Source organism: Afipia sp. GW821-FHT14H12, from assembly GCF_058803465.1.
Map to the genome: position 1 here is coordinate 1,297,767 of NZ_JBXAOZ010000001.1, position 22,419 is coordinate 1,320,185.

At 63.7% G+C, this 22,419-nt stretch carries 25 protein-coding genes; 17 read left to right on the top strand and 8 right to left on the bottom strand.

Translation table 11 applies throughout. The features are described from left to right. Positions 1–5 precede the first annotated feature (5 nt). Both gluQRS and AC1RNA_RS06430 read left to right on the top strand, forming a co-directional pair. Positions 6–884 (top strand): tRNA glutamyl-Q(34) synthetase GluQRS, encoded by an 879-nt coding sequence (gluQRS, locus tag AC1RNA_RS06425; protein ID WP_009337525.1) that lies wholly within the window; start codon positions 6–8, stop codon positions 882–884. 46 nt (positions 885–930) lie between these two features. Beyond that, the gene (locus AC1RNA_RS06430; RefSeq protein ID WP_492950527.1) at positions 931–2,202 is read left to right on the top strand and encodes an ATP-binding protein; all 1,272 of its coding nucleotides are present in this window, start codon (positions 931–933) and stop codon (positions 2,200–2,202) included. Here AC1RNA_RS06430 and AC1RNA_RS06435 read toward each other — a convergent pair. Continuing rightward, entirely contained in the window at positions 2,135–3,019 is an 885-nt protein-coding gene (locus AC1RNA_RS06435; RefSeq protein ID WP_492950528.1) for a YihY/virulence factor BrkB family protein, read from the bottom strand. The genes AC1RNA_RS06430 and AC1RNA_RS06435 overlap by 68 nt on opposite strands. A gap of 151 nt (positions 3,020–3,170) precedes the next feature. On the opposite strand from AC1RNA_RS06435, the gene AC1RNA_RS06440 reads away from it, so the two are divergent. From AC1RNA_RS06440 to AC1RNA_RS06465, 6 genes are all read left to right on the top strand, one after another. Next, positions 3,171–3,365: a twin transmembrane helix small protein gene (locus tag AC1RNA_RS06440; RefSeq protein WP_009337522.1), complete on the top strand. Its 195-nt coding sequence runs from the start codon at positions 3,171–3,173 to the stop codon at positions 3,363–3,365. A gap of 13 nt (positions 3,366–3,378) precedes the next feature. After that, on the top strand, positions 3,379–3,951 hold the full coding sequence (locus AC1RNA_RS06445; RefSeq protein ID WP_492950529.1) for a cob(I)yrinic acid a,c-diamide adenosyltransferase: 573 nt from the start codon (positions 3,379–3,381) through the stop codon (positions 3,949–3,951). 123 nt (positions 3,952–4,074) lie between these two features. After that, positions 4,075–4,821: an electron transfer flavoprotein subunit beta/FixA family protein gene (locus AC1RNA_RS06450; protein ID WP_009337520.1), complete on the top strand. Its 747-nt coding sequence runs from the start codon at positions 4,075–4,077 to the stop codon at positions 4,819–4,821. Continuing rightward, positions 4,821–5,765 (top strand): electron transfer flavoprotein subunit alpha/FixB family protein, encoded by a 945-nt coding sequence (locus AC1RNA_RS06455; protein WP_492950530.1) that lies wholly within the window; start codon positions 4,821–4,823, stop codon positions 5,763–5,765. Before AC1RNA_RS06450 ends, AC1RNA_RS06455 begins: the two co-directional genes overlap by 1 nt. 109 nt (positions 5,766–5,874) lie before the next feature. After that, entirely contained in the window at positions 5,875–6,756 is an 882-nt protein-coding gene (locus tag AC1RNA_RS06460; RefSeq protein WP_040297753.1) for a 3-hydroxybutyryl-CoA dehydrogenase, read from the top strand. A gap of 72 nt (positions 6,757–6,828) precedes the next feature. Then, positions 6,829–7,020 (top strand): putative motility protein, encoded by a 192-nt coding sequence (locus AC1RNA_RS06465; protein ID WP_492950531.1) that lies wholly within the window; start codon positions 6,829–6,831, stop codon positions 7,018–7,020. On the opposite strand, the gene AC1RNA_RS06470 is transcribed toward AC1RNA_RS06465, so the two are convergent. Together AC1RNA_RS06470 and tlpA are read right to left on the bottom strand one after the other, a co-directional pair. After that, positions 7,017–7,376, bottom strand: a complete 360-nt coding sequence (locus tag AC1RNA_RS06470) for a DUF1428 domain-containing protein (RefSeq protein ID WP_492950532.1) — start codon at positions 7,374–7,376, stop codon at positions 7,017–7,019. The two genes, AC1RNA_RS06465 and AC1RNA_RS06470, sit on opposite strands and share 4 nt — an antisense overlap. A 79-nt stretch (positions 7,377–7,455) precedes the next feature. Beyond that, a complete protein-coding gene (gene tlpA, locus AC1RNA_RS06475; RefSeq protein WP_009337515.1) occupies positions 7,456–8,115 on the bottom strand; it encodes a thiol:disulfide interchange protein TlpA in 660 nt (219 codons plus the stop codon). A gap of 59 nt (positions 8,116–8,174) precedes the next feature. Here tlpA and argH point away from each other — a divergent pair, with 59 nt between their 5' ends. From argH to AC1RNA_RS06495, 4 genes are all read left to right on the top strand, one after another. After that, the gene (gene argH, locus AC1RNA_RS06480) at positions 8,175–9,572 is read left to right on the top strand and encodes an argininosuccinate lyase (protein ID WP_009337514.1); all 1,398 of its coding nucleotides are present in this window, start codon (positions 8,175–8,177) and stop codon (positions 9,570–9,572) included. Between the two features lie 82 nt (positions 9,573–9,654). Further along, the gene (gene lptM, locus AC1RNA_RS06485) at positions 9,655–9,954 is read left to right on the top strand and encodes an LPS translocon maturation chaperone LptM (RefSeq protein WP_492950533.1); all 300 of its coding nucleotides are present in this window, start codon (positions 9,655–9,657) and stop codon (positions 9,952–9,954) included. Between the two features lie 6 nt (positions 9,955–9,960). Continuing rightward, a complete protein-coding gene (gene lysA / locus AC1RNA_RS06490) occupies positions 9,961–11,226 on the top strand; it encodes a diaminopimelate decarboxylase (protein ID WP_492950534.1) in 1,266 nt (421 codons plus the stop codon). Positions 11,227–11,324: 98 nt separating this feature from the next. Then, entirely contained in the window at positions 11,325–13,841 is a 2,517-nt protein-coding gene (locus tag AC1RNA_RS06495) for a TIGR02302 family protein (RefSeq protein WP_492950535.1), read from the top strand. On the opposite strand, the gene AC1RNA_RS06500 is transcribed toward AC1RNA_RS06495, so the two are convergent. Both AC1RNA_RS06500 and AC1RNA_RS06505 read right to left on the bottom strand, forming a co-directional pair. Continuing rightward, on the bottom strand, positions 13,835–14,212 hold the full coding sequence (locus tag AC1RNA_RS06500) for a response regulator (protein WP_009337510.1): 378 nt from the start codon (positions 14,210–14,212) through the stop codon (positions 13,835–13,837). The two genes, AC1RNA_RS06495 and AC1RNA_RS06500, sit on opposite strands and share 7 nt — an antisense overlap. After that, positions 14,212–15,072 (bottom strand): MJ0042-type zinc finger domain-containing protein, encoded by an 861-nt coding sequence (locus tag AC1RNA_RS06505; RefSeq protein ID WP_492950536.1) that lies wholly within the window; start codon positions 15,070–15,072, stop codon positions 14,212–14,214. The genes AC1RNA_RS06500 and AC1RNA_RS06505 overlap by 1 nt, the downstream gene beginning before the upstream one ends. Positions 15,073–15,243: 171 nt before the next feature. Here AC1RNA_RS06505 and ftsE point away from each other — a divergent pair, with 171 nt between their 5' ends. The 4 genes from ftsE to AC1RNA_RS06525 all read left to right on the top strand — a co-directional run bounded on the left by ftsE (position 15,244) and on the right by AC1RNA_RS06525 (position 18,448). Next, a complete protein-coding gene (gene ftsE / locus AC1RNA_RS06510) occupies positions 15,244–15,903 on the top strand; it encodes a cell division ATP-binding protein FtsE (protein WP_009337508.1) in 660 nt (219 codons plus the stop codon). Between the two features lie 23 nt (positions 15,904–15,926). After that, the gene (locus tag AC1RNA_RS06515; RefSeq protein ID WP_492950537.1) at positions 15,927–16,865 is read left to right on the top strand and encodes a cell division protein FtsX; all 939 of its coding nucleotides are present in this window, start codon (positions 15,927–15,929) and stop codon (positions 16,863–16,865) included. A 105-nt stretch (positions 16,866–16,970) separates the two neighbouring features. Next, positions 16,971–17,681: a YdcF family protein gene (locus AC1RNA_RS06520; RefSeq protein WP_009337506.1), complete on the top strand. Its 711-nt coding sequence runs from the start codon at positions 16,971–16,973 to the stop codon at positions 17,679–17,681. Further along, positions 17,681–18,448: a lysophospholipid acyltransferase family protein gene (locus AC1RNA_RS06525; protein ID WP_009337504.1), complete on the top strand. Its 768-nt coding sequence runs from the start codon at positions 17,681–17,683 to the stop codon at positions 18,446–18,448. The genes AC1RNA_RS06520 and AC1RNA_RS06525 overlap by 1 nt, the downstream gene beginning before the upstream one ends. Positions 18,449–18,454: 6 nt before the next feature. On the opposite strand, the gene AC1RNA_RS06530 is transcribed toward AC1RNA_RS06525, so the two are convergent. After that, positions 18,455–19,039, bottom strand: coding sequence for a gamma-glutamylcyclotransferase (locus AC1RNA_RS06530; protein ID WP_492950538.1), 585 nt, complete (start codon positions 19,037–19,039; stop codon positions 18,455–18,457). A 112-nt stretch (positions 19,040–19,151) separates the two neighbouring features. On the opposite strand from AC1RNA_RS06530, the gene AC1RNA_RS06535 reads away from it, so the two are divergent. After that, positions 19,152–20,348 (top strand): DUF2125 domain-containing protein, encoded by a 1,197-nt coding sequence (locus tag AC1RNA_RS06535; protein WP_492950539.1) that lies wholly within the window; start codon positions 19,152–19,154, stop codon positions 20,346–20,348. Between the two features lie 9 nt (positions 20,349–20,357). Here the strand turns inward: AC1RNA_RS06535 and AC1RNA_RS06540 are convergent, their stop codons facing one another. Further along, the gene (locus AC1RNA_RS06540) at positions 20,358–21,320 is read right to left on the bottom strand and encodes a prephenate/arogenate dehydrogenase family protein (protein WP_492950540.1); all 963 of its coding nucleotides are present in this window, start codon (positions 21,318–21,320) and stop codon (positions 20,358–20,360) included. Then, positions 21,317–22,411 carry a histidinol-phosphate transaminase gene (gene hisC, locus AC1RNA_RS06545; protein ID WP_492950541.1) on the bottom strand — a complete coding sequence of 365 codons (1,095 nt, stop codon included), beginning with the start codon at positions 22,409–22,411 and terminating at the stop codon, positions 21,317–21,319. The genes AC1RNA_RS06540 and hisC overlap by 4 nt, the downstream gene beginning before the upstream one ends. Positions 22,412–22,419: the final 8 nt, after the last annotated feature.

Genomic DNA, 22,419 nt, shown 5'->3' on the forward strand with positions numbered 1-22,419 from the left:
GATCAATGCCGCCACCCGTTTTCCGTTTTGCCCCGAGCCCGAATGGGCGGCTGCACCTCGGCCACGCCTATTCGGCGCTGTTGAACTTCGACCTCGCGCGGCAGAGCGGCGGGCGGTTTTTGCTGCGGATCGAGGATATCGATGGGTCGCGTTCCCGCCCGGAATACGAGGCGGCGATCTATGAAGACCTCGCATGGCTCGGCATCGTCTGGGAAACGCCGGTGCGGCGGCAGTCGGAGCATTTCGATCTCTACCGGGATGCGATGGAACAGCTCGCCGGGCAGGGGCTGGTCTATCAGGCCTTCGAGAGCCGGGCGGAGATCGCCCGGATGATCGAACAGAGTAAGCCGTTGTCGGATAAGCCTTGGCCGCGCGATCCCGATGGGGCGCCGCTCTATCCTGGTTCGGCGGCGGCGTTGTCGCCGCAGCAACGTGAAGCCCGGATGCAGGCAGGAGAGCCCTTCGTCCTGCGGCTGGACAGCCGGATCGCCTGTCGCCGGGCAGGTGCGCTGGTCTGGGAAGAGCAGGGTTCCGGCCCCGGAGGAGAAACCGGACATGTTGCGGCCCGGCCCGAGGCATGGGGCGATGTCGTGCTGGCGCGCAAGGAAACGCCGACGAGTTACCACCTCTCGGTCGTGATCGATGATGCCTTGCAGGGCGTGACTCATGTGGTGCGCGGGCAGGACCTGTTCTGGGCGACCAGCGTCCATCGGCTGTTGCAGCAATTGCTGGGCCTGCCCGCCCCGGTCTACCGGCATCACGGTCTGCTGCGCGGCGAGGACGGTAGGAAGCTCTCGAAATCGGCGCAGGCAACCTCGTTGCAGGCGCTACGGGAGCAGGGCCTGAGCCCACAAAATATCCGGGAGATGGTCGGGCTGCCGTGACTCTTGCGCCCACGGATGGCAGGATGAAGCCTCGTTGGGGGATTGCATGGCGACGAAGCCGCGTTCGACGCGCCGCCTGGGGAAGTCGAAGACATTACACAAGGGAAAGCGACCTCCGGCGAAGAAGACGCCGGCGCGGAAGGTTGCGCCCAAGCGCGCTGCCAGCAAGCCGTCACGCAAGCCCGCAGGCCCGGTACGCGGCGTGGTGGAAACGGCGCTTGCCGCCTTCGCCCATGAGGTGCGCACACCGCTGACCGGTATCCTCGCGATCTCGTCGCTGTTGGAGACGTCCGACTTGGGCGCGCGCGAGCGTCGCTGGGTGGAAACCATCCGCACCGGCGCGGAGCATCTCGCAGCACTCGCGACCCTTTATGTCGATGCCGCCAAGAGCATGGCCGCGCGCCTGCCCATGCGTGAGGATTTTTTCGATCTGCACGCGCTGGCGCGTTCGGCCGGCGATGGCCTTGCTGGCCGCGCGACCGCCAATGGCCTGCAATCCAAAGTGACGATCACCGAAGGCCTGCCGCAGTTTGTGACAGGCGACGCCGTGCGCCTGCGCGCTGCGCTGGAAAATCTGGTCGACAACGCGGTGAAGTTCACGCCGTCAGGATTGGTCGAACTCGATGTTTCCGCCACGCCGCGCGGCAAGAATGGGATGAATGTTGCTTTCGCTGTGTCCGACAGCGGCATCGGCCTGTCGCTCGCCGAGATCAACCGGTTGTTCAAGCCGTTCTCGCAGGCAAGCATCGATGTGGCATCGCGTTTCGGCGGCGCGGGACTCGGGCTGTGGTCGGTGAAGCAACTCGCGCAGGCCATGGGTGGCAATGTTAGTGTGACGCGGCGCAAGTATGGCGGCACCGTCTTTACGCTGACGGTGCGTGTCGGCTTGCCGCGAGAGGAACGAAAGACATCTGCGCCGCCACCGTCCTATATCGGCGCGTTAAAAATCCTCAGCGTCGAGGACAACCCGTTCGGCCGCGTCGTGCTCAACACGGTGCTTGGCGAATTGGGACACAAGATCGAATTCGTCGGGCAGGGCGAGCTTGCGGCGGAGCGCGTGTCGCGCGGCGATCTCGATGTCGTGCTGATGGACATGGTGCTGCCGGGCATCGACGGTGTCGAGACCATTCGCCGGTTGCGCGCGCTGGGCGTTGCGGGCGCGCGCGTCGGGATCGTCGGTGTCTCCGGCCACGAGCAGGATGAAGCCAAGGCGCGCGCCGCCGGCGCCGATGCCTTCCTGATGAAGCCGGTCAGCCCGCGGGCGCTGGCGGCGGCGCTTGGCGAGGCGACGGTTCGCCGGGCTGCTTCCGGCGGATGATCGCGGCATTGAGCGCGCCGCCATAGATGAAAATCGCGGCGATGAAATACAGAAACACCAGTGCGATCACGACCGAGGCGAGCCCCGCATAGGTGGTGACATAGTTGTTGGCGAAGCGCGCCAGATATTGTCCGAAGCCTGCCGCCGAGACGAGCGAGGCGATCACGGTGAACGCGATCCCCGGCATGATCTGCCGCAGCGTCCGGTGTCCGGCGGGCAACCAGGCATGCAGCACGAACAAGGCGCTCACGAGCGACACCAGCGCGATGGCGTAACGCGAAAAGTTGAGCAGATGCGCTTTCGGCTCGATGATAAGCGGCAGGTAATAGCGCGCGGTGGCGAGCAATAGCGGGCCGAGCACCAGCAACAGTGCGAGCACCAGCGAGATGAGGGCCGCGATCAGCGTGTAGCCGATCGATTCCAGCCGCAGCCAGTACCACGGCCGTGTCTCCGTGACGCCGTAGGCGCGGTTGAGGCCGACCCGCAGGCTCTCCACGCCGTTGGAGGAAAAATACACTGACAGCACGAGGCCGAGTGTCAGCGCATCGCCGCGCGTCTGGGTCAGGACGTCGTGGATTTGTGTCACCAGCGCATCGGCGGCCTGACTCGGCCAGACCTGCAGCATCAGTCCGGCAGCCTGGTCGGCCAGATCCTTGGAGCCCAGGAAGCCTGCGAGCGAGGCGAGCACGATCAGGAACGGAAAGAACGCCATTAGCGCCGACAGCGCGATATGACTCGCGATCGCCCAGCCGTCGTCGGCTAGAAACGCATTGAAGGCGTCGATCCCGATCTGAAAGGCGCGGCGGATGAATGTCATGAGACGCGGGCTTTCTCTCGGAGATGGAGGTTAGCGGGATACGGTGAGCAAGTCATGAAATCCGGGATGCCCAGCCATGTTCCTCCCGCGAGACCGGCTGAAAGCCTTCTAAATCCTTGGGGGGCGGGTCGCCGGGTGGTATGTAACGCACATGACCTCCTTTTTTTCCTTATTCCTTCTCCCCATCGCCCTGATCGCCGTCACCATCGTGCTGCTGCTGGGCCTGATCAATATGATGCGCGGCGGCTCGCCGAACACCTCGCAGCGCCTGATGCGGCTGCGGGTGCTGTTTCAGTTCATCGCCATCGTCATCGCCATGGCTGCGGTCTGGGCGATGGGGCGCTAGACGAAGCAAGAGCATGGTCACCCTCAACCGCATCTATACCCGCACCGGAGACGACGGCACCACCGCGCTCGGCAGCGGCGAGCGGCGTCCGAAATACGATCTGCGGGTCGCGGCCATCGGTACCGTCGACGAAACCAATGCCGCTATCGGCGTAGCGCGGTTGCATCTTGGGGATCACGCCCGGCTCGATGCGATGCTGGGTCTTGTCCAGAACGACCTGTTCGATCTCGGCGCCGATCTCACAGTGCCGGAGCGCGAGGGCAAGGCGGAGCGGCTGCGGGTTCTGCCGGTGCAGGTCGAGCGGCTGGAGCGGGACATCGATGCGTTGAACGAAGCGCTTGCGCCGCTGACGTCTTTCATCCTGCCGGGCGGGACCGCCGCCGCGGCGCATCTGCATCAGGCGCGCACCATCTGCCGCCGCGCCGAACGGCTGGTGGTTGAATTGGCCGGGAAAGACAATGAGCCGGTCGGCGATGCCGTGGTGCGCTATCTCAACCGCTTGTCGGATTTCCTGTTCGTGGCGTCGCGGGCTGCGAACGGCAACGGCGCGGGGGACGTGCTGTGGGTGCCGGGCCAGAACCGGTGAACGGGACGCGGCACAGGGTTTTCAGAGGCGCTTTCGGGTCTTTCCCTCGCCCAAGCGCGTTGACCCGGCAGGGCGACCTCTTTAGGTTCCGCAGCGCACACTAAGTCAGAATGAAGGGGAACCATGAAGGTTCTGGTGCCGGTTAAGCGGGTCATCGACTACAATGTCAAGATCCGGGTCAAAGCCGATGGCAGTGGCGTCGAGCTTGCCAACGTCAAGATGTCGATGAATCCGTTCGACGAAATCGCGGTCGAAGAAGCGCTGCGGCTAAAAGAAGGCGGGAAAGCGACCGAGGTGGTTGCGGTGTCCATCGGGCCCGCGCAGGCGGCAGAGACGATCCGCACCGCGCTCGCGATGGGCGCCGACCGTGGCATTCACATTAAATCCGATGCGCCCGTCGAGCCGCTCGGGGTGGCCAAGGTTCTGAAGGCGATCACGGAGCGCGAGCAGCCGGGTCTTGTGATCCTCGGCAAGCAGGCGATCGATGACGACTCCAACCAGACTGGCCAGATGCTGGCGGCGCTGCTGGGGTGGCCGCAGGCGACCTTCGCGTTCAAGCTCGAAGCCGACGGCGCGAACATCCAGGTGACGCGTGAAGTCGATGGCGGCTTGCAGACCGTGAAGTTGCAGGGGCCGGCGATCGTGACCACCGATCTGCGGCTCAACGAGCCGCGCTATGCGAGCCTGCCGAACATCATGAAGGCGAAGAAGAAGCCGATCGAGGAGATGACGGCGGATCAACTCGGCGTCGATCTCGCGCCTCGTCTTGAAATCCTGAAAACGTCCGAACCCTCGGGCCGCAGTGCGGGCGTCAAGGTCGCCTCGGTTGCCGAACTCGTCGGCAAGCTCACTGAGGCGGGAGTGCTGTGATGGCGACATTGTTGATGGCCGAGCATGCGGACGGCGTGCTGAAGGACGCGACCGCCAAAGCGCTCACCGCTGCCGCGGCGCTGGGTGGTGACGTCGATATTCTGGTAGCGGGGCAAAATGCCCGTGCAGCCGCCGAGGCCGCGGCCAAGCTTGCTGGCGTGCGGAAAGTTCGATTGGCGGACGATGCGGCTTATGCGCACGATCTGGCCGAGAATCTGGCGACACTGGTTGTCTCGATCGCAGGCGAGTACGACGTCATCGTCGCGCCCGCGACCTCGCGCTTCAAGAACACGCTGCCGCGCGTAGCAGCACTTCTCGACGTGATGCAGATATCGGAGATCACCAAGGTCGTGGCGCCCGACACGTTCGAGCGGCCGATCTATGCGGGCAACGCCATCCAGACCGTGAAGTCGAAGGACGGCAAGAAGGTCATCACGGTTCGGACCTCGTCATTCGCGGCCGCTGCGGACGGCGGCAACGCGCCAATCGAGGATGTTGCGGCGGTGGCAGGGCCGGGCACATCGGCCTATGTCGGTGAGGAGGTCGCCAAGAGCGACCGGCCCGAGCTTGCTTCGGCCAAGGTGATTGTCTCCGGCGGCCGCGCGATGCAAAGCCGGGAGAACTTCACGAAATATATCGAACCGCTGGCCGATACCCTCGGTGCGGGTGTCGGCGCGTCACGCGCCGCCGTCGATGCGGGTTATGCGCCGAACGACTGGCAGGTGGGGCAGACCGGCAAGGTGGTCGCGCCCGATCTTTATATAGCCGTCGGCATTTCCGGTGCGATCCAGCATCTCGCCGGCATGAAGGATTCGAAGGTGATCGTGGCGATCAACAAGGACGAGGATGCGCCGATTTTCCAGGTCGCGGATTATGGCCTGGTCGGCGATCTTTATCAGATCGTGCCGGAACTGACCGAGGAACTGGCCAAGCGACGGCGTTAATGACGCATGCCGGAAGACCCGGCAGGCGACGGGGTTTTGGTGTAATAGAGAGAGCGCAGGCCCGCGAAGACTTGCAGCGGATGTGCCGCGAACGGATGGCGACGGAAAGATGACAAAAGAAATCAAGTCAATCGGCGTGATCGGATCAGGTCAGATGGGCAACGGCATCGCGCATGTCGCTGCCCTCGCCGGAATGAATGTCGTGCTGAACGATATTTCGGAAGACCGGCTGAAATCGGCGATGGCGACCATCAATGGCAACCTGTCGCGGCAGGTGACGAAGAAGGTCATCACCGAAGCCGAGCATCAGGCTGCGCTGAAAAAGATCAGTTCTTCGGCAACGCTGGAGGGCCTCGCCTCCTGCGATCTCGTGATCGAAACCGCGGTCGAGAAGGAAGAGGTCAAGCGCAAGATTTTCCACGATCTGTGCGCGGTGCTGAAGCCTGACGCCATTATCGGGTCGAACACGTCCTCGATCTCGATCACGCGCCTTGCGGCTTCGACTGACCGTCCGGAAAAATTCATCGGCATTCACTTCATGAATCCGGTGCCGTTGATGGAGCTCGTGGAGTTGATCCGCGGCATTGCCACCGATGACGCCACGTTCGAGGCCGCGCGGGCTTTCGTCACCAAGGTCGGTAAGCAGATCGCGGTGTCGGAAGATTTTCCGGCCTTCATCGTCAACCGCATCCTGCTGCCGATGATCAACGAGGCGATCTACACGCTCTACGAAGGCGTCGGCAATGTGCAGGCGATCGATGCCGCGATGCGGCTCGGCGCGCACCATCCGATGGGGCCGCTGGAACTGGCCGACTTCATCGGCCTCGATACCTGTCTGTCGATCATGCAGGTGCTGCATGAAGGGCTCGCGGATTCGAAGTACCGCCCATGCCCGCTCCTCGTGAAGTACGTTGAAGCAGGGTGGCTCGGCCGCAAGTCGCAGCGCGGTTTCTACGACTATCGCGGCGAGAAGCCGGTTCCGACGCGCTGACGCTCCGGCATCCGTTCGAGATTGTTAACCTTCGCTGGTTAGGTTGCCTGTCTCGAACAGGATGAGTGCGTCATGGATATGAGTCTCGTTGCCGCCGCGATGGTGATGCAGGCTGGAAATACCCAGCAGCAGATCGCGACGAGCGTGCTCAAATCGCAACTGAACGCGCAAGGCTCGGTCCTGCAATTGCTTCAGCCCGCGCAAAGCTCTCCCGCCGCGAACAATGCGGCGGGTATCGGCGGCCAGCTCGATATTTTCGCCTAGAATTTCAGCATCATCTCGAAGCCGCCATAGATCAGCCGCTTGCCGTCGAACGGCAGCGTCTTGGTGTCCATCATGTCGGCGAGCCGTGGGTCTTTCATCACCTTGGCGTTGATGCGGTCGCGCTGCTTGCGCGATTTATAGATGATCCAGGAAAACACCACGGTCTCCTGCGGTTTCAATTTCACGCTCTGCGGAAACGAGGTCAGCTTGCCGGGTTTGACATCCTCGGCCACGCATTCGCGATATTCGAGTGCGCCGTATTCGCGCCAGATCTTTCCAGCCCTGCGGGCGAGTGCCCGGTAGGCGGCGAGCTTCTTCTTCGGCACAGGGACGATGAATCCGTCGACATATTGCATGACAGGCCCTTTCGCTGCTGATGCACCGCAGCGACATGGACTCCGTCAAAGGCGACGAATGTAAGGAAAGAAGGGCGGCCTATTGTCCGAGGGCTGCGGTGATCAGCTTGACCGCGTCGCCGCTGGCCCATTCGGCGGGGCCCGCGATGGTCGCGATTTCGCAGCCCGAAGGATCGACCAGCATCGAGGTCGGCATGCCGAGGGCACGTCCTGCGGCCTTCAGATCCTGAAACACCTTGGCGCTGTTGTCGTAAAAATAGCTGAGTTTGGTGAGGCCGCCGTCTTTCAGGAAATTCTTCGGCTTCTCGGGATCGCGGGTGTCGATATTGATGGCGACGACCTCGAATTTCGGCCCGCCGAGCTTGGCCTGAAGCTGGTCGAGCGCCGGCATTTCGCGGCGGCAGGGCACGCACCATGTCGCCCAAAGGTTCACCAGAAGGGTGCGGCCACGGAATTCCGACAGCTTGCGTGATTTACCGGAGGCGTCGTCGAAGGTGAGATCCGGGACCCGCAGCGGCTGCGAGGCCATGGTTAATGCGGCGACTTCGCCCTGGGCGAGAGGCTTGAGTTTCTGCGCGAGATTGACCGCCGGGCGGCAAACCGGGTCGCCAGATGCATTGCCTTGCAGGCCTCGCATCCCGTATATCGCCACAGTAGCGGCGCCGACGCCGATAATGACGGTGGCGAGCGCCATGGGAATGCGGGGGCGGGAGCGGGTAGGCGGTGTCTGCTCGGTCATTGGTGCTATTTATCGTAGATTGAGTGCGAAGTCAGGTCGGCAGTCGTGAGCTATCAGTCATGAGCAACAAGATGTGGGGCGGCCGCTTCGGAGAGAGCCCCGATGCGATCATGGAGGAAATCAACGTCTCAATCGACGTCGATCAGCACCTCTATGCCCAGGACATCGCCGCGTCAAAGGCCCACGCAGCCATGCTGGCCGCGCAAGGGATCATTACCGCCAACGATGCAAAAAACATCGCCGGTGGTCTAGACACAATTTTGTCAGAAATCAAAGCAGGCACGTTCACCTTCAAGCGCGCGCTCGAAGACATTCACATGAATGTGGAAAGCAGGCTTGGCGAATTGATCGGCCCTGCGGCGGGTCGGTTGCATACCGCACGTTCGCGCAACGATCAGGTCGCGACCGATTTCCGCCTTTATGTGCGCGATGCCATTGACTCCTTCGACGCCGATCTTGCCTCGCTGCAACGTGCGCTGGTGAAACGCGCGCTCGAGCATGCCGGAACGGTGATGCCGGGATTTACGCATCTGCAGACCGCGCAGCCGGTGACGTTCGGCCATCATCTCCTGGCCTATGTCGAAATGGTCGCGCGCGACCGCGGGCGTTTTGCCGATGCGCGCAAGCGCCTCAATGAAAACCCGCTCGGCGCAGCCGCCCTTGCAGGCACCTCGTTTCCGATCGACAGGCGTGCAACGGCATCGGCGCTCGGCTTCGCGCGGCCGATGGCGAACTCGCTCGACGCGGTCTCGGATCGCGACTTCGTGCTGGAAACGTTGTCTGCGTGCTCGATCGCAGCGGTGCATCTGTCGCGTTTCGCCGAAGAGATCGTGATCTGGACCTCGCCGCTGGTCGGGCTTGTTCATCTGTCGGACAAGTTCACGACCGGTTCCTCGATCATGCCGCAGAAGCGCAATCCCGATGCGGCCGAACTGGTGCGCGCCAAGACCGGCCGCATCGTCGGCTCGTTGAGCGCGCTCTTGATGGTGATGAAGGGCCTGCCGCTCGCCTATCAGAAGGACATGCAGGAGGACAAAGCGGGTGCGATGGAAGCGTTCGCCGCGATGTCACTGGCGATCCGCGCCATCACCGGCATGGTGCTCGATATCGAGCCGGACGAGGCGCGCATGAAGGTCGCGGCGGGCGAAGGCTATGCGACCGCCACCGACCTGGCCGATTGGCTGGTGCGGACGCTGAAGATGCCATTCCGCGAGGCGCACCACGTCACGGGCCGGATCGTCGCCAAGGCGGCGGAGGCGGGGTTGGCGCTGCATAAGCTGCCGCTCAGCGATATGCAGGCGGTCGAGCCTGCCATCACGGAAGACGTGTTCGGCGTGCTGTCGGTGGAAGCCTCGGTCGAGAGCCGGACCAGCTTTGGCGGCACCGCTCCGGAAAACGTTCGTGAACAGGCGAAAAACTGGCTTATGCGGCTGGAAAAAGAGCAAAAATCGGGCTGACAGGCCGAAGATTGACAGCGCGGGGGCCTCGCCAGCCGCAGCCGTTCTTTGTATGGTGCGGCCCGAATTCAAGGACACCGCCGTGAACCGTTTCGTCTCTCACGTTTCCTGGTCGAAGCTCGCTGCGCTTGGGCTGATTCTGTCTGCCTTTGCGCTCGGCGGCTGCGGCCGGAAAGGCCCGCTCGATCTGCCGCCCGGCGCGGCGCTTACGCCTTCGCACGCTGAGGTCGAGGGCAGCAATACGCAGACCTATCGCTCGCAGACGTCGCCGGGATCGTCGGCCGATGAAACTCTTTTTGCTCCTGCCGGAAGCCAGGGCAAACAGATGATCGCGCCTCGCGGCGAGAAGAAGCGCATCATTCTCGATCCGATTCTGGATTGAGCCATCATGCACCACTTCCATTACCGTAACGGCGTTCTTCATGCCGAGGACGTCGATATAGGCCGTCTGGCGGAGGCCGTCGGCACGCCGTTCTATTGCTATTCGACCGCGACCCTGGAGCGGCATTATCGCGTGTTCACGGAAGCCTTCGCGGGTCTCGACACGCTCGTGTGCTACGCCATGAAGGCGAATTCCAACCAGTCGGTGCTGCGTACGCTGGCGCGGCTCGGTGCAGGCGCGGATGTCGTCTCGGGCGGCGAATTGATGCGCGCCCGCGCGGCGGGCATTCCGGCCGACAGAATCGTGTTTTCCGGTGTCGGCAAGACGGAAAGCGAATTGCGTCAGGCGCTCGCTGAAAACATTCTCTGCATCAATGTCGAGTCCGAGCCCGAACTCGATCTGCTTTCGCGCATTGCGCACGAGACCGGCAACACCGCGCGCATCTCGTTGCGGCTCAATCCCGACATCGGCGCGGGTGGCCACGCCAAGATTTCCACCGGCAAGTCGGAGAACAAGTTCGGCATTCCGCTGGAAGGCGCGCGCGCGGTCTATGCACGGGCAGCGAAGCTGCCCGGTATTCGCGTCACCGGCGTCGATATGCATATCGGCAGTCAGATCACCGATCTCGGCCCGATGGAATCGGCGTTCACGCTGCTGGTGGATTTCGTGCGGACCCTGCGCGCCGACGGTCATGCGATCGATCATATCGACTTCGGCGGCGGCCTCGGCATTCCCTATGAAAGCGATCTGCCGGTCCCTCCGGCGCCGGATGCTTATGCGGACGTGGTCAAGCGCGTCACCAGGGGACTCGACTGCACGCTGATGTTCGAGCCCGGACGGATGATCGTCGGCAATGCCGGCATCCTCGTCAGCCGCGTGATCTATGTGAAGCATGGCGAGGCGCGCAATTTCGTCATCATCGATGCGGCGATGAACGATCTGATCCGTCCGACGCTCTATGAAGCGCATCACGACATTCTCCCCGTGCGCGAGGTATCGTCTCCGGGTGATGGCATCGTGGCTGACGTGGTCGGGCCGGTGTGCGAGACCGGCGATTATCTCGCACTGGGCCGTCATTTGCCCGCACTCAAGGCGGGCGATCTCGTGGCGGTGATGTCGTCGGGGGCGTATGGCGCGGTGCAGGCCGGTACCTACAACACCCGCGGACTGGTGCCGGAGGTGCTGGTCAAGGGTGACCAGTACGCCGTGGTGCGTCCGCGCATCGATCCCGCGCAATTGATCGCGCTGGACCGGATCGCGCCCTGGCTGTGAGCTTGATTCCGGGCCTTTAGGCGTGGGCGGAGCCGGTTCCGGCCGTGCCTCATTGAGGCCGCCGTGATAGGCTGATCTTCGTTCAACCGGAGATTTTCGTGAGCGGCCAGACACCCGATTCCCCGCAGACGCCTCCCTCGGAGGAGGACCTTCTGCTGAAGGCGATCGCCCGCGCTGTGCAACATGCGCGGCTTGCGATCGCGTGGGAGCGGCTGTGGCCGTCGCTGGCGCGGGTGTTGACGGTCGTGGGCCTGTTTCTCGCCGCCTCCTGGGCAGGCGTCTGGATGGTGGCGCCGTTTGTCTTGCGTGTCGCGGGCGTGGCGATTTTCGCCATCGCCGGTCTTGCCGCGCTGGTGCCGCTTGTTCGCTTCCGCTGGCCCGCCCGCGAGGAGGCGCTGCGCCGCCTCGACCTTGATTCTGGCATCGCTCATCGTCCCGCGACCGCGTTAACCGACACGCTGAGGTCGGAAGACCCGGTGGCGCTGGCATTGTGGAATGCGCAACGCGCGCGCATGCGTGCCTCGCTCGACCGCATCCGCGCGCGGCTGCCGTCGCCAAATCTGCCACGCCACGATCCGCTGGCGCTGCGCGCTGCGGCGATCCTGTTGCTGATCGCGACCTTCATCGCTGCGGGCGACGAGCGGACCGCGCGTTTCATGCAGGCCGTCGACTGGAACGGGATGTTCTCGGGCACTCCGGCGCGAATCGATGCCTGGGTCGATCCGCCGCCCTACACCAACCGTCCGCCAGTCGTGATCTCCGGTCCGCAGAAGGCAGCTTCCGCCGAGGAGCCGATCTCGGTTCCGGCAGGGAGCACGCTGATCGTGCGCGCGAGCGGCGGTTCGCTCGATGTCAGCCTGAGCGGCGGTGTCGCCGCTGCGGCCGAGACCGGGGACGCGCCGAAGAACACAGACGAGCGCCGCTTCACCATCGCAACCGATGGCAGCGCGCGGGTCCGCTCGCCATCCTCGCTGCCGCAATGGTCGTTCAAGGTCATTCCCGATCATGCGCCGACAATTGCGCTGGCGAAGGACCCCGAGCGGCAGGCGCATGGTGGCTTGTCGCTGTCCTACAAGCTCGAGGATGATTACGGCGTCACGCAGGCGCAGGCGCATATCGCGCTTCGCAATTCGGATGACGATGGCACGCCGGAAAAGGCCACCTCGCCGCTGTACGATCCGATCGCGTTCGCTTTGGGCTTGCCGAGCGCGCGGACGAAAACGGGTGTCGGTCAGACCGTGAAGGATCTGAGCGAGCATCCTTATGCGGGTGCGGAGGTCAGGCTGACCCTGACGGCCAAGGACGAAGCCGGCAACGAAGGACGCAGCGAGCCCTTCAACATGCGGCTGCCGCAGCGCGTCTTCAATAAGCCCCTGGCGCGCGCCCTGATCGAGCAGCGCCGGATTCTGGCGCTTGACGCCAGCCAGAAGCCGCTGGTGATGATCGCGCTGGAAGCGCTTCTGGTCGCGCCGCAGGCGTTCACGCCGGAGTCGGGCGAATATCTCGGCCTCCACGCCGTTGCCAACCAGCTCGCACATGCCAACACGCGCGAGGCGTTGCGCGGCACGGTGGACAGCCTGTGGGCGCTGGCGGTGGCGATCGAGGACAAGAACGTCACCGATGTCGAAAAGGCGCTGCGCGCGGCACAGGATGCGCTGAAGCAGGCGCTGGAACGCGGTGCGAGCGATGAGGAAATCAAAAAGCTCACACAGGATTTGCGTGCGGCGCTGAGCGACTATCTGCGGCAACTGGCGCAGCAGTTGCAAAAGAATCCGCAGGAGCTGGCGCGCCCGCTCGATCGCAACGCGCGAGTGATGAGCGAGCAGGATCTCAAGGCCATGATCGATCGCATGGAGCGTCTGGCGCGTTCCGGCGACAAGGAAGCCGCGCAGCAACTGCTCGAACAGATGCAGCAGATGCTGGAAAACCTGCAGATGGCGCAGCCGGGGCAGGGCGATCAGGATATGCAGCAGGCGCTCAACGAATTGAGCGATCTCGCCCGCAAGCAGCAGCAGTTGCGCGACAAGACCTATAATGAGGGACAGAATTCGCGTGACTCGCGCCGTGAGCAGCAGGAAGGCCGCAACGCGATGGGCGATCTGCAGCGTGAGCAGCAGAACTTGCGTGACCGCCTTCAGAAGCTGCTCGACGGCATGAAGCAGAAGGGCATGATGCCCCAGCAGGGCGGGAAACAGCCCGGTGAAGACGGCGAGTTGAGCGAAGGCAATCCGCTCGGCGACGCCGACAACGCGATGGGCGAAGCGGGAGGTCAGCTCGGTCAGGGCAGCGCAAATGGTGCGGTGGATGCGCAGGGCCGCGCGGTCGAGGCGTTGAAGAAGGGCGCACAAAACCTCGCGCAGCAGAATCAGGGCGATGGCGAAGGCCAGCAGGGCAATCGCTTCGGCCAGCGTCAGAGCGGCGGGCAGGACACCGATCCGCTCGGGCGGCCGCTGAAGGGGCGTGATTACAGCGACGACCAGAGCGTGAAGATTCCCGGCGAAATCGACGTGCAGCGCGTCCGCCGTATTCTGGAAGAGCTGCGGCGGCGGCTCGGTGATTCATACCGGCCGCAGATCGAACTCGACTACATCGAGCGTCTCTTGAAGGACTATTGAGCCGGTCGCGAGGCGAGCGCGTCGGCGACCGCTGTGCGAATGTCGGCGATCGCAAACGGTTTCGTCACCACGTCATGGACGATGGCCTCGAGGCCCGAGGCGCGCTCGCGCTGGTCGGCGAAGCCGGTCATCAGCACGATCGTCAGCTTCGGGTAGTCGCGCGCCACCGCGAGCGCGAGCGCGATGCCGTCCATCACCGGCATCTTGATGTCGGTCAGCAGCAGGTCGAATGCGCCATTGGCGCGGGTGATGATGTCGAGCGCTTCCGCACCGTCCTGCGCGGTGGTGATGTCGTGTCCGTCCATCGCGATGGCGCGCGCCACGAGGAGGCGCATCGACTCCTCGTCGTCAGCGATCAGGATTTTCGCCATCAGGTTGCCCCGGCTCCGATATCCCGGCGCTGGAAGAATCGAACGGCGATTTCCCGGCCTTCGGCTGGCGGCGAGGCGAGGCGGGACTTGAACGCCAGCCGCTCGTTGGCCTTCAGCACGGGCTGCTCCAGCACGGAATTCCATGCGTAGATGTCGGTGCCGTTCTGGTCGCGGACGATGAAGCGCAGGCGCGGCAGTTCGACAGGCTTGCGGGTGATGTTCTTCATCGCCCCCTGAATCACCAGCACAGACTTGCCGTTGACCATCTCCGAGGAAAGCTGAAGCTTGTCGAACTCAAGCCCGCGCAGATTGACGCCGAGCCCGGCTATTTTGAAGAACGGTCCGGTCTGCGGCATCAGTCGCACGACATCGGCGCGCCAGATGATGAGGCCAAGGCAGATGGCCGCCATCGCCGTGCTGGTGAAAGCCAGGCTGACCTTCGGCGGCCGCAGGTGCGGCACGCCCGGAATGCGGGATGTGATGCCGGACAGGAAACGGGTTTGCAGCATCGGTTGCAGCGGGCGCAGCAGGCTTTGCAGCCATTCGGGCCTGCGGGATGCGCGAGGTTCATCCTCGCCATCGGTTGCCTCGTGAGAAGCATACTCATCCTGCCAGTCCGCGGCGATGGACGGACTTTGGACGTGAGGGGTGTCCTCCTCACGGACCGGCGTTCCCGCCGCCAGACCCCAGCCCGCATCGACCTCCTCGAACGGGTCCGGCCCCGCCATCGCGGAGGCGGATTCCGGCTTCGCGAGCCAGGTTTCGCCGCAGCGCGCGCAGCGGACATTGCGGCCGGCGGCGCCGAATTTGGACGAATCCACGTCGTAGAATGTCGTACAATGGGGACAGATGATCTGCATAAATCGAATCGCCGAGAATGAGCCGCCCGCAGTCTATGCGGCGTCCGTTAACGAATCGGAAACCATAACGGCCCCAAGACTGGTCCCAAGACTGGCGACAGATATGTCCCTGTTTTGCGGCGGAATTGTTCCCGCCATGGAATTCGCGCCCTTTTCCGAACGGAGCTGAGCTTGGTCCGATTCGAAAATGTCGGTTTGCGCTATGGGCTTGGTCCGGAGGTGCTGCGGGATCTGACGTTCCAGATACCGGCGCATTCCTTTCAGTTCCTCACCGGCCCCTCCGGTGCGGGCAAGACCTCGCTGCTGCGGATGCTGTTCCTGTCGCTGCGCCCGACGCGCGGCCTGGTCAACATGTTCGGACAGGATATCTCGCTCCTCGACAAGAACGCCATCGCGCGGCTGCGTCAGCGCATCGGCATCGTGTTGCAGGATTTCCGCCTGCTCGATCACATGACGACGTATGAAAACGTGGCGCTGCCGTTTCGCGTCATGGGCAAGGACGAGTCGAGCTATCGCCGCGAGGTGATCGACCTGTTGAAATGGGTCGGGCTCGGCGAGCGGATGGACGCATTGCCGCCGATCCTCTCTGGCGGTGAGAAGCAGCGCGCGGCCATCGCGCGTGCGGTGATCGCGCGGCCGCAGATTCTGCTCGCCGACGAGCCCACCGGTAACGTCGATCCATCGCTGGCAAGGCGGCTGCTCAATCTCTTCATCCAGCTCAACAAGACCGGAACCGCCGTCATCATCGCCACCCACGATATTGCCTTGATGGATCAGTATCAGGCACGCCGCATGGTCCTTCATGAATCCAGGCTGCATATCTATGAGTAAGCTTTTCACTCGGGTGCACCGCCGTGACTGATGCGAACTACCAGACCGAGGACGATGGGCCGGCGCGCAACGTCTCGCCGATCGTGCCGCGCGGCTCGATGTCCGGCCGCGCGCTGGTCGCAGTGGTCGCGATCATGACGTTTCTCGCCTCCATCACCACCGGTGCGGTGTTGCTGGTGCGGGCGTCCGCCGCACAGTGGCAGTCGGATGTCGCAAGCGAAATCACCATCCAGTTGCGGGCGACCTCCGGCCGTGACATCGACCGCGACGTCAAGGCAGTGACCGATGCCGTGCGCGGACAACCCGGCATCGTCGATGCGCGGGCCTTCACCAAGGAGGAATCCGCCAAATTGCTCGAGCCATGGCTCGGCACCGGCTTTTCCATCGACGACCTGCCGGTGCCGCGCATCATCGTGGCGCGGGTCACGCCGGATGGCTCTCTCAATATTGCCGATCTGCAGAAACGTCTCGTGGCGATCGCGCCGTCTGCCACGGTGGACGATCATCGTGCCTGGATCGAACGGATGCGCTCGATGAGCGGCGCGATCGTGTTGGCGGGCACGGGCGTTCTGATCCTTGTGATCTTCGCCACCGTGATTTCGGTGTCGTTCGCGACGCGCGGCGCGATGTCCGCCAACAGGCCGATTGTCGAGGTGCTGCATTTCGTCGGCGCGCAGGATCGCTTTATCGCCAACCGCTTCTTCCGGCACTTCCTGCAGTTGGGGCTCGAGGGCGGCGTGATCGGCGGTGTCGCCGCCATCCTGGTGTTCGGATTCTCGGAATCCATCGCAAGCTGGTTTTCCGGCACGCCTGCGGGCGACCAGTTCGCGGCGCTGCTCGGCACGTTCGCGCTGCCGGCATCCGGGTATCTCGTGCTCGCGGGGCAGGCGATGCTGATCGCAGCGGTGACGGCATGGGCGTCGCGCCGGACGCTGTTTGCGACGCTTGACGAGATCGATTGAAGGCGGGCTTGGGAATGATGCTGTGGGAATGATTGCGGGCGGCTGCCGGTTCGGGCATTTTGGGCGCGGGGAAACGATACGATCGGGACGGAGCGCATCACGGTCATGACCAGCAGGCCGGACCATTCGAAAATGAGCGAGGCCGAAGCGCGGGCGCGCGCCGGCGGCTGGCCGGTGACGCGGTTTTTGTTCTCGTTCTTCGTGATCTTTCTTGCCGGATTTGCCTGGTTTGCCTCGCAGCTCCGCTCCGAGGAAAGCAAGCCAGACCGCCATGCCGATGGAATCGTGGTACTGACCGGCGGCGCCTCGCGCGTGGCGGATGCGCTCGACCTGCTGTCGAAGGGTTACGGCAAGCGGCTGCTGATCTCCGGCGTGCACCCTGCCAATGGCGCCGCTGACATCCTGCGCGCGCAGCCGGAGAGCCAGGCGCTGCTGAAATGCTGCGTCGATCTCGACCGTTCCGCCGTCAACACCCGCAGCAACGCGACCGAGACGCGGCGCTGGGTGAAGGAACGCGGATTTCATTCTTTGATCGTTGTGACATCGAACTACCACATGCCGCGCGCCACCGTGGAATTGACGCACGCAATGCCCGACATCGATCTCATCTTCTATCCCGTGGTCAGCGAAGCGTGGCGCGGGGAGCCATGGTGGAACAGCCCCGCCGGAGTGCGGCTGGTGGCGCTTGAATACGTGAAATATCTGGTTGCGCAGGTCCGCGTGCGCCTCGCGGCGTTCGGCATCAATTTTCCCGAATGGGAGGAGCAGCCCGCCAAAAGCGGTGCGGTGTCAAAGCCGTCGGCATCGGCCGGTTGATGCGCATGACGAAGTTTTCGCTGTTCGTGCGTTCGCTGGTCTACAACATCGTGTTTTATCTCAACACGATCCTCTGGTGCGTGATCGGCCTGCCGACCTACGCGATGCCGCGCTGGGGCATCATCTGGATCGCCAAGACATGGGCGCGCACCAGCGCGTGGCTGCTCACGCTGATCTGCAATGTGAAGGTGGAGTATCGCGGCGTCGAGAATATCCCCGAGGGGCCTCTGCTGGTCGCCTCCAAGCATCAATCCGCGTGGGAGACCTTCGCATTGATGCCGTTCTTCGATCAGCCGCTGTTTATTCTCAAGCGCGAGCTGACGCGGATTCCGTTTTTCGGCTGGTATCTCGTCAAGGCGCAGATGATCGGCCTTGACCGCGAATCGGGCGGACGCGCTCTGCTGAAAATGATGAAGAACGCGCGCGATCAGGTCCAGCGCGGGCGGCAGCTCATCATTTTTCCCGAGGGCACGCGGCGTCCGGTCGGTGCCCCGCCGGATTACAAGGTGGGCGTCAGCCAGATCTATGTCGGTTGCGGCGTCACTTGTCTGCCGGTGGCGCTGAACTCCGGGTTGTTCTGGCCGCGCCGTACTTTCCTGCGTTATCCCGGTACGCTGGTGGTGGAATTCCTGAAACCTATTCCGGCAGGGCTTTCGCGCGACGAATTCACCGCGCAGGTCTCGTCCGCGATCGAGGATGCGAGCAACCGCCTGATCCGGGAAGGGCGGGCGGAGCAGGAGCGCATCATGGGATTTTCCGCGCCGTAGCGCGGATCATTCCGCTTCCTGCAGCGGCGCTTCGTTTTGTAGCAGCGTGACCAGACGGTGCAGTGTTTCGTCGTGGCAGCCGCGGGCTTCCAGCGTTTTCACCGTCGAGATCACGTAGTCGCGATTGGCCCCGGAGGCGCCGTGGCTGTGCGCGACATAGTGTAACTGCTGCTCCACCGTCAGCGCCCCGGCATATTGCGGGTGGTTGCGGTCGACCACGAAAGCCAGCGCCTGAACTCGTTCGCGGGCATCGCTTTCGATCGAGACCGAACGCAGAACCTCGCGGTAGACGCCGGTGATCTGCTCGCGCTCGCGCAGGTAATCGAGTGTCACCTTGCGCAGGCTCTCCGCCACGCGGAACACGGTGCCCTGGCAGGTGCCGCCACGGTCGAGCCCGAGCACGAGGCCCGGCCGCTCCGCCGTGCCGCGATGATGGTGCGAAAAGACACATAATGCGCGGTGTTCGCCGATCAGCCGCGCGGGAAATTCAGCGATGTAGTCGAAGCCGGGACGCCACATCAGCGATCCATAACCGAACACCCACAGGTCCCCCTGGGGCAGGTCTTCGTCGGGAATGGGTCTTATCGCCATGAATCGCGCCTTCTTGAGTGAATCATCATATCTGTTCGACTGGACTTCAAGACCTAACGCGGCAATGAGTGTCTTTCATCCGCCGGATTTGAATGCTCTGGGACCGCCTATGATGACTTATGCCGAACCACGCGCTCCTTTGCCCCGCCGCCGCCGGTTGTGGCCGGTTTTTGTTCCGTCCGCGCTGCTGCTGCTCGCCGCCATCGGCTGGAGCGGATTCTGGTTCTATGCCTCCCATGAGGTCGACGCGCAGTTCAAGGGCTGGCAGGCGCGTGAGGCGAAATCCGGCCGGATTTACGATTGCTCAAAGCGTGATGTCGGTGGTTTTCCATTCCGCTTCGAGGTGCGCTGCGTCGATCCGGTGATCTCGCTTACGGCGCAGACCGCGCAGCAATTCGCCACCAAGACACCACTGACGGCCAAACTCAGCCAGATCCTCGCCGTCGCCCAGATTTACGATCCGACCCGCGTGATCGCGGAATTCACCGGGCCGGTGACGGTCGGCGAAACCGGCCAGCAGCCGTTCGCGACCGCCAACTGGAGCCTTGGCCACGCCAGTGCCGCAGGCCTGCCGTCGCTGCCGAAGCGCATTTCCATGGAGTTCAACGATCCCGTCGTCGAGCGGATCGTGGCGGGGGTGACCGCGCCATTTTTCAGCGCCAAGCATCTGGAGTGGCATATCCGGCTGGTGGAGGGCGAACTGAACGACCATCCGGTGATCGAGAGCGTGTTGCGCAGCGAGGGCGCCAGCGTGCAGGACGTCCATCCGGTGCTGGCGACGCCATTTGACGAAACCATTCATGTGAAGCTGCGCGGGCTCAACGATTTTGCGCCGAAGCCGTGGCCGGAGCGATTTCGCGAAATTCAGGCCAATGGCGGCGGCATCGACGTCACCGAATCGCGCATTCAGCAGGGCGACACCATCGCGGTGGCGGCGGGCACCCTCAGCCTGACGCCAAGCGGCCATCTCGATGGCCAGTTGCAGATGACCATCGCGGGTTTCGAGAAGATCGTGCCTGCGCTGGGCCTTGAGAAGGCGCTCGCGGAAGGTGCCCCGCCGTCGAACGTCGCGCCGGGCGTTTCGACGCAGGACGTCAACAAGATGATCGATTCGCTCGACCGGATCATTCCGGGGCTGGGACGTGTCGCGCGCAAGAACGCCAATGCGGGATTGATCGCGGGGCTTAACCTGATCGGCCAGCAGACCACGCTGGAAGGCCGCCCCGCGCGGGCGATCACGCTGCGGTTCATGGACGGCGCGCTGCTGCTCGGGCCGCTGCGCGTGGCGCAGACCCCGGCGCTGTTCTAGGCGACAAGATTATTTCGACGGTGCCGGTGTCGCCGGTTTCGCATCCTGCGGGAGCCTTTCCGTCGGGCGGCCGAAATTAGCGCCGGACGAATCCTGGCCAAGATTGACGATGCCGCGCCGGATCGCCCGCGTGCGGGTGAAATGATCGAACAGCGCCTCGCCGTCACCGTGGCGGATGGCGCGGGTGAGCTTCGACAGGTCTTCCTGGAACGTGCCGAGCATCTCCAGCACCGCGTCCTTGTTGGCAAGGAAGATGTCGCGCCACATCGTGGGGTCGGACGCCGCGATGCGCGTAAAGTCGCGGAAGCCGCCCGCGGAGAATTTCAAAACTTCCGCCTCCGTCACCTTCTCCATGTCCTCGGCGGTGCCGACGATGGTGTAGGCGATCAAGTGCGGCAGGTGGCTCGTCACCGCGAGCACCAAGTCATGATGATCGGGTGACATCGTCTCCACATTGGCGCCGATGGTGCGCCAGAGAGTTGCGAGCTTTTCGACCGCAGCAGCATCCGTGTCCGGCAGCGGCGTCAGGATGCACCAGCGATTGATGAAGAGTTCGGCAAAGCCGGAGTCGGGACCGGAATCCTCCGTGCCCGCGACCGGATGGCCCGGCACGAGATGAACCGTTTTCGGCAAATGACTTGCCATTTCGCGCGTCACCGGGCCCTTGACGGAGCCGACATCTGAGACGATCGCGCCAGCCTTGAGATGCGGCGCGACTTCAGCGGCGACTTGGCCCAGTTTTCCGACCGGCACGCAGATGATGACGAGGTCGGAATCCGTCACGGCCTCGACGTTGCTCTGCGCCACGCGGTCGCCCAATCCGATCTCGGCGGCGCGGGCGCGGATGGCGGCGGCTCCGTCCGTCACGACCAGTTCATTGGCGAGATGGAGCTGCTTGATCGCGCGTGCAATCGAGGAGCCGATATGGCCGAGCCCGATGATGGTGATGCGGTTGAACTGGATCGTGCTCACGCTGCACCCATGAATTCGCGGAGCGCCTCGACGACGAGGCGGTTGGGCTCCTCGGTGCCGACGCTGAGCCGCAACGCCTGCGGCAATTTGTAGGCCGCGACCGCGCGCAGGATCAGTCCGCGCTTAGTGAGGAAAGCATCGGCATCCGCCGCTGTCTTGCCCGACGTGGAGGGGAAGTGGATCAGGATGAAATTCGCGGCACTCGGCGTCACGGTGAGGCCGAGACGTGAAATTTCGTCGGTCAGCCACGCGCGCCATTTTTCATTATGCGCCTGCGCCGCCTTGTAGTGCCCGGTGTCGGCGAGCGAGGCGATGGCCGCCTGCATCGCGGGGCCGTTGGCGTTGAACGGGTCGCGCACGCGGTTGACGACGTCGATCAGGTGCGGCGGTCCGAAGATGAAGCCGATGCGCACGGCGGCGAGGCCGTGGATCTTCGAGAAGGTCCGCGCCATCACCGTGTTGTCGGTTTCCTTCACGAGTTCGATGCCGGCCTCGTAATCGGCGTTCGAGCAGAAATCGGCGTAGGCGGCATCGAGCACCAGCAGCGTTTGCGGCGGCAGATTTTTGCGCAGCCGGCGCACTTCCGCGGCGGTCACGTAGGTGCCGGTCGGATTGTTCGGGTTGGCGAGCCAGACGATCTTGGTGCGCGGGGTCACGGCTGCGAGAATCGCATCGACATCGGCAGTGAAGTTTGCCTCCGGCGCGACGACGTTCGTGGCGCCGTTGCTCATGGTCGCAATCGGATAGAGCAGGAAGCCGTGCGTGGTGTGGATCGCCTCGTCGCCGGGGCCGAGATAGATGTTGGCGATGGTGTGCAGCAATTCGCCCGAGCCAACGCCGCAGACGACATTGGCGGGATCGATGTTGAAACTCTTGCCAATAGCCTCGCGCAAGAGTCGCGCGGAGCCATCCGGGTAGATTTCCAGTCCCGCAGCCGTCCGGGTAAAAGCCTCGATGGCCTTCGGCGAAGGACCCAGAGCCGCCTCGTTCGCCGACAGCTTGAACACGCGCCCATGCATGCCCGCGCCGCTCTTGCCGGGGACGTAGGGCGCGATTTCAAGGATGCCGGGTTTCGGCATGGGGCGGGACATTGTTGGCT

Excerpts from the sequence above, each read along its gene's own strand:
- AC1RNA_RS06435 (WP_492950528.1), bottom strand. The coding sequence starts at position 3,019 with ATGACATTCATCCGCCGCGCCTTTCAGATCGGGATCGACGCCTTCAAT.
- AC1RNA_RS06455 (WP_492950530.1), top strand. The coding sequence starts at position 4,821 with ATGGCGACATTGTTGATGGCCGAGCATGCGGACGGCGTGCTGAAGGAC.
- AC1RNA_RS06525 (WP_009337504.1), top strand. The coding sequence starts at position 17,681 with ATGCGCATGACGAAGTTTTCGCTGTTCGTGCGTTCGCTGGTCTACAAC.
- AC1RNA_RS06530 (WP_492950538.1), bottom strand. The coding sequence starts at position 19,039 with ATGGCGATAAGACCCATTCCCGACGAAGACCTGCCCCAGGGGGACCTG.
- gluQRS (WP_009337525.1), top strand. The coding sequence starts at position 6 with ATGCCGCCACCCGTTTTCCGTTTTGCCCCGAGCCCGAATGGGCGGCTG.
- AC1RNA_RS06520 (WP_009337506.1), top strand. The coding sequence starts at position 16,971 with ATGACCAGCAGGCCGGACCATTCGAAAATGAGCGAGGCCGAAGCGCGG.
- AC1RNA_RS06505 (WP_492950536.1), bottom strand. The coding sequence starts at position 15,072 with ATGCAGATCATCTGTCCCCATTGTACGACATTCTACGACGTGGATTCG.
- AC1RNA_RS06450 (WP_009337520.1), top strand. The coding sequence starts at position 4,075 with ATGAAGGTTCTGGTGCCGGTTAAGCGGGTCATCGACTACAATGTCAAG.
- AC1RNA_RS06440 (WP_009337522.1), top strand. The coding sequence starts at position 3,171 with ATGACCTCCTTTTTTTCCTTATTCCTTCTCCCCATCGCCCTGATCGCC.
- AC1RNA_RS06470 (WP_492950532.1), bottom strand. The coding sequence starts at position 7,376 with ATGCAATATGTCGACGGATTCATCGTCCCTGTGCCGAAGAAGAAGCTC.
- AC1RNA_RS06500 (WP_009337510.1), bottom strand. The coding sequence starts at position 14,212 with ATGGCGAAAATCCTGATCGCTGACGACGAGGAGTCGATGCGCCTCCTC.
- lysA (WP_492950534.1), top strand. The coding sequence starts at position 9,961 with ATGCACCACTTCCATTACCGTAACGGCGTTCTTCATGCCGAGGACGTC.
- hisC (WP_492950541.1), bottom strand. The coding sequence starts at position 22,411 with ATGTCCCGCCCCATGCCGAAACCCGGCATCCTTGAAATCGCGCCCTAC.
- argH (WP_009337514.1), top strand. The coding sequence starts at position 8,175 with ATGAGCAACAAGATGTGGGGCGGCCGCTTCGGAGAGAGCCCCGATGCG.
- tlpA (WP_009337515.1), bottom strand. The coding sequence starts at position 8,115 with ATGACCGAGCAGACACCGCCTACCCGCTCCCGCCCCCGCATTCCCATG.
- AC1RNA_RS06465 (WP_492950531.1), top strand. The coding sequence starts at position 6,829 with ATGGATATGAGTCTCGTTGCCGCCGCGATGGTGATGCAGGCTGGAAAT.
- AC1RNA_RS06460 (WP_040297753.1), top strand. The coding sequence starts at position 5,875 with ATGACAAAAGAAATCAAGTCAATCGGCGTGATCGGATCAGGTCAGATG.
- AC1RNA_RS06535 (WP_492950539.1), top strand. The coding sequence starts at position 19,152 with ATGACTTATGCCGAACCACGCGCTCCTTTGCCCCGCCGCCGCCGGTTG.
- AC1RNA_RS06445 (WP_492950529.1), top strand. The coding sequence starts at position 3,379 with ATGGTCACCCTCAACCGCATCTATACCCGCACCGGAGACGACGGCACC.
- AC1RNA_RS06430 (WP_492950527.1), top strand. The coding sequence starts at position 931 with ATGGCGACGAAGCCGCGTTCGACGCGCCGCCTGGGGAAGTCGAAGACA.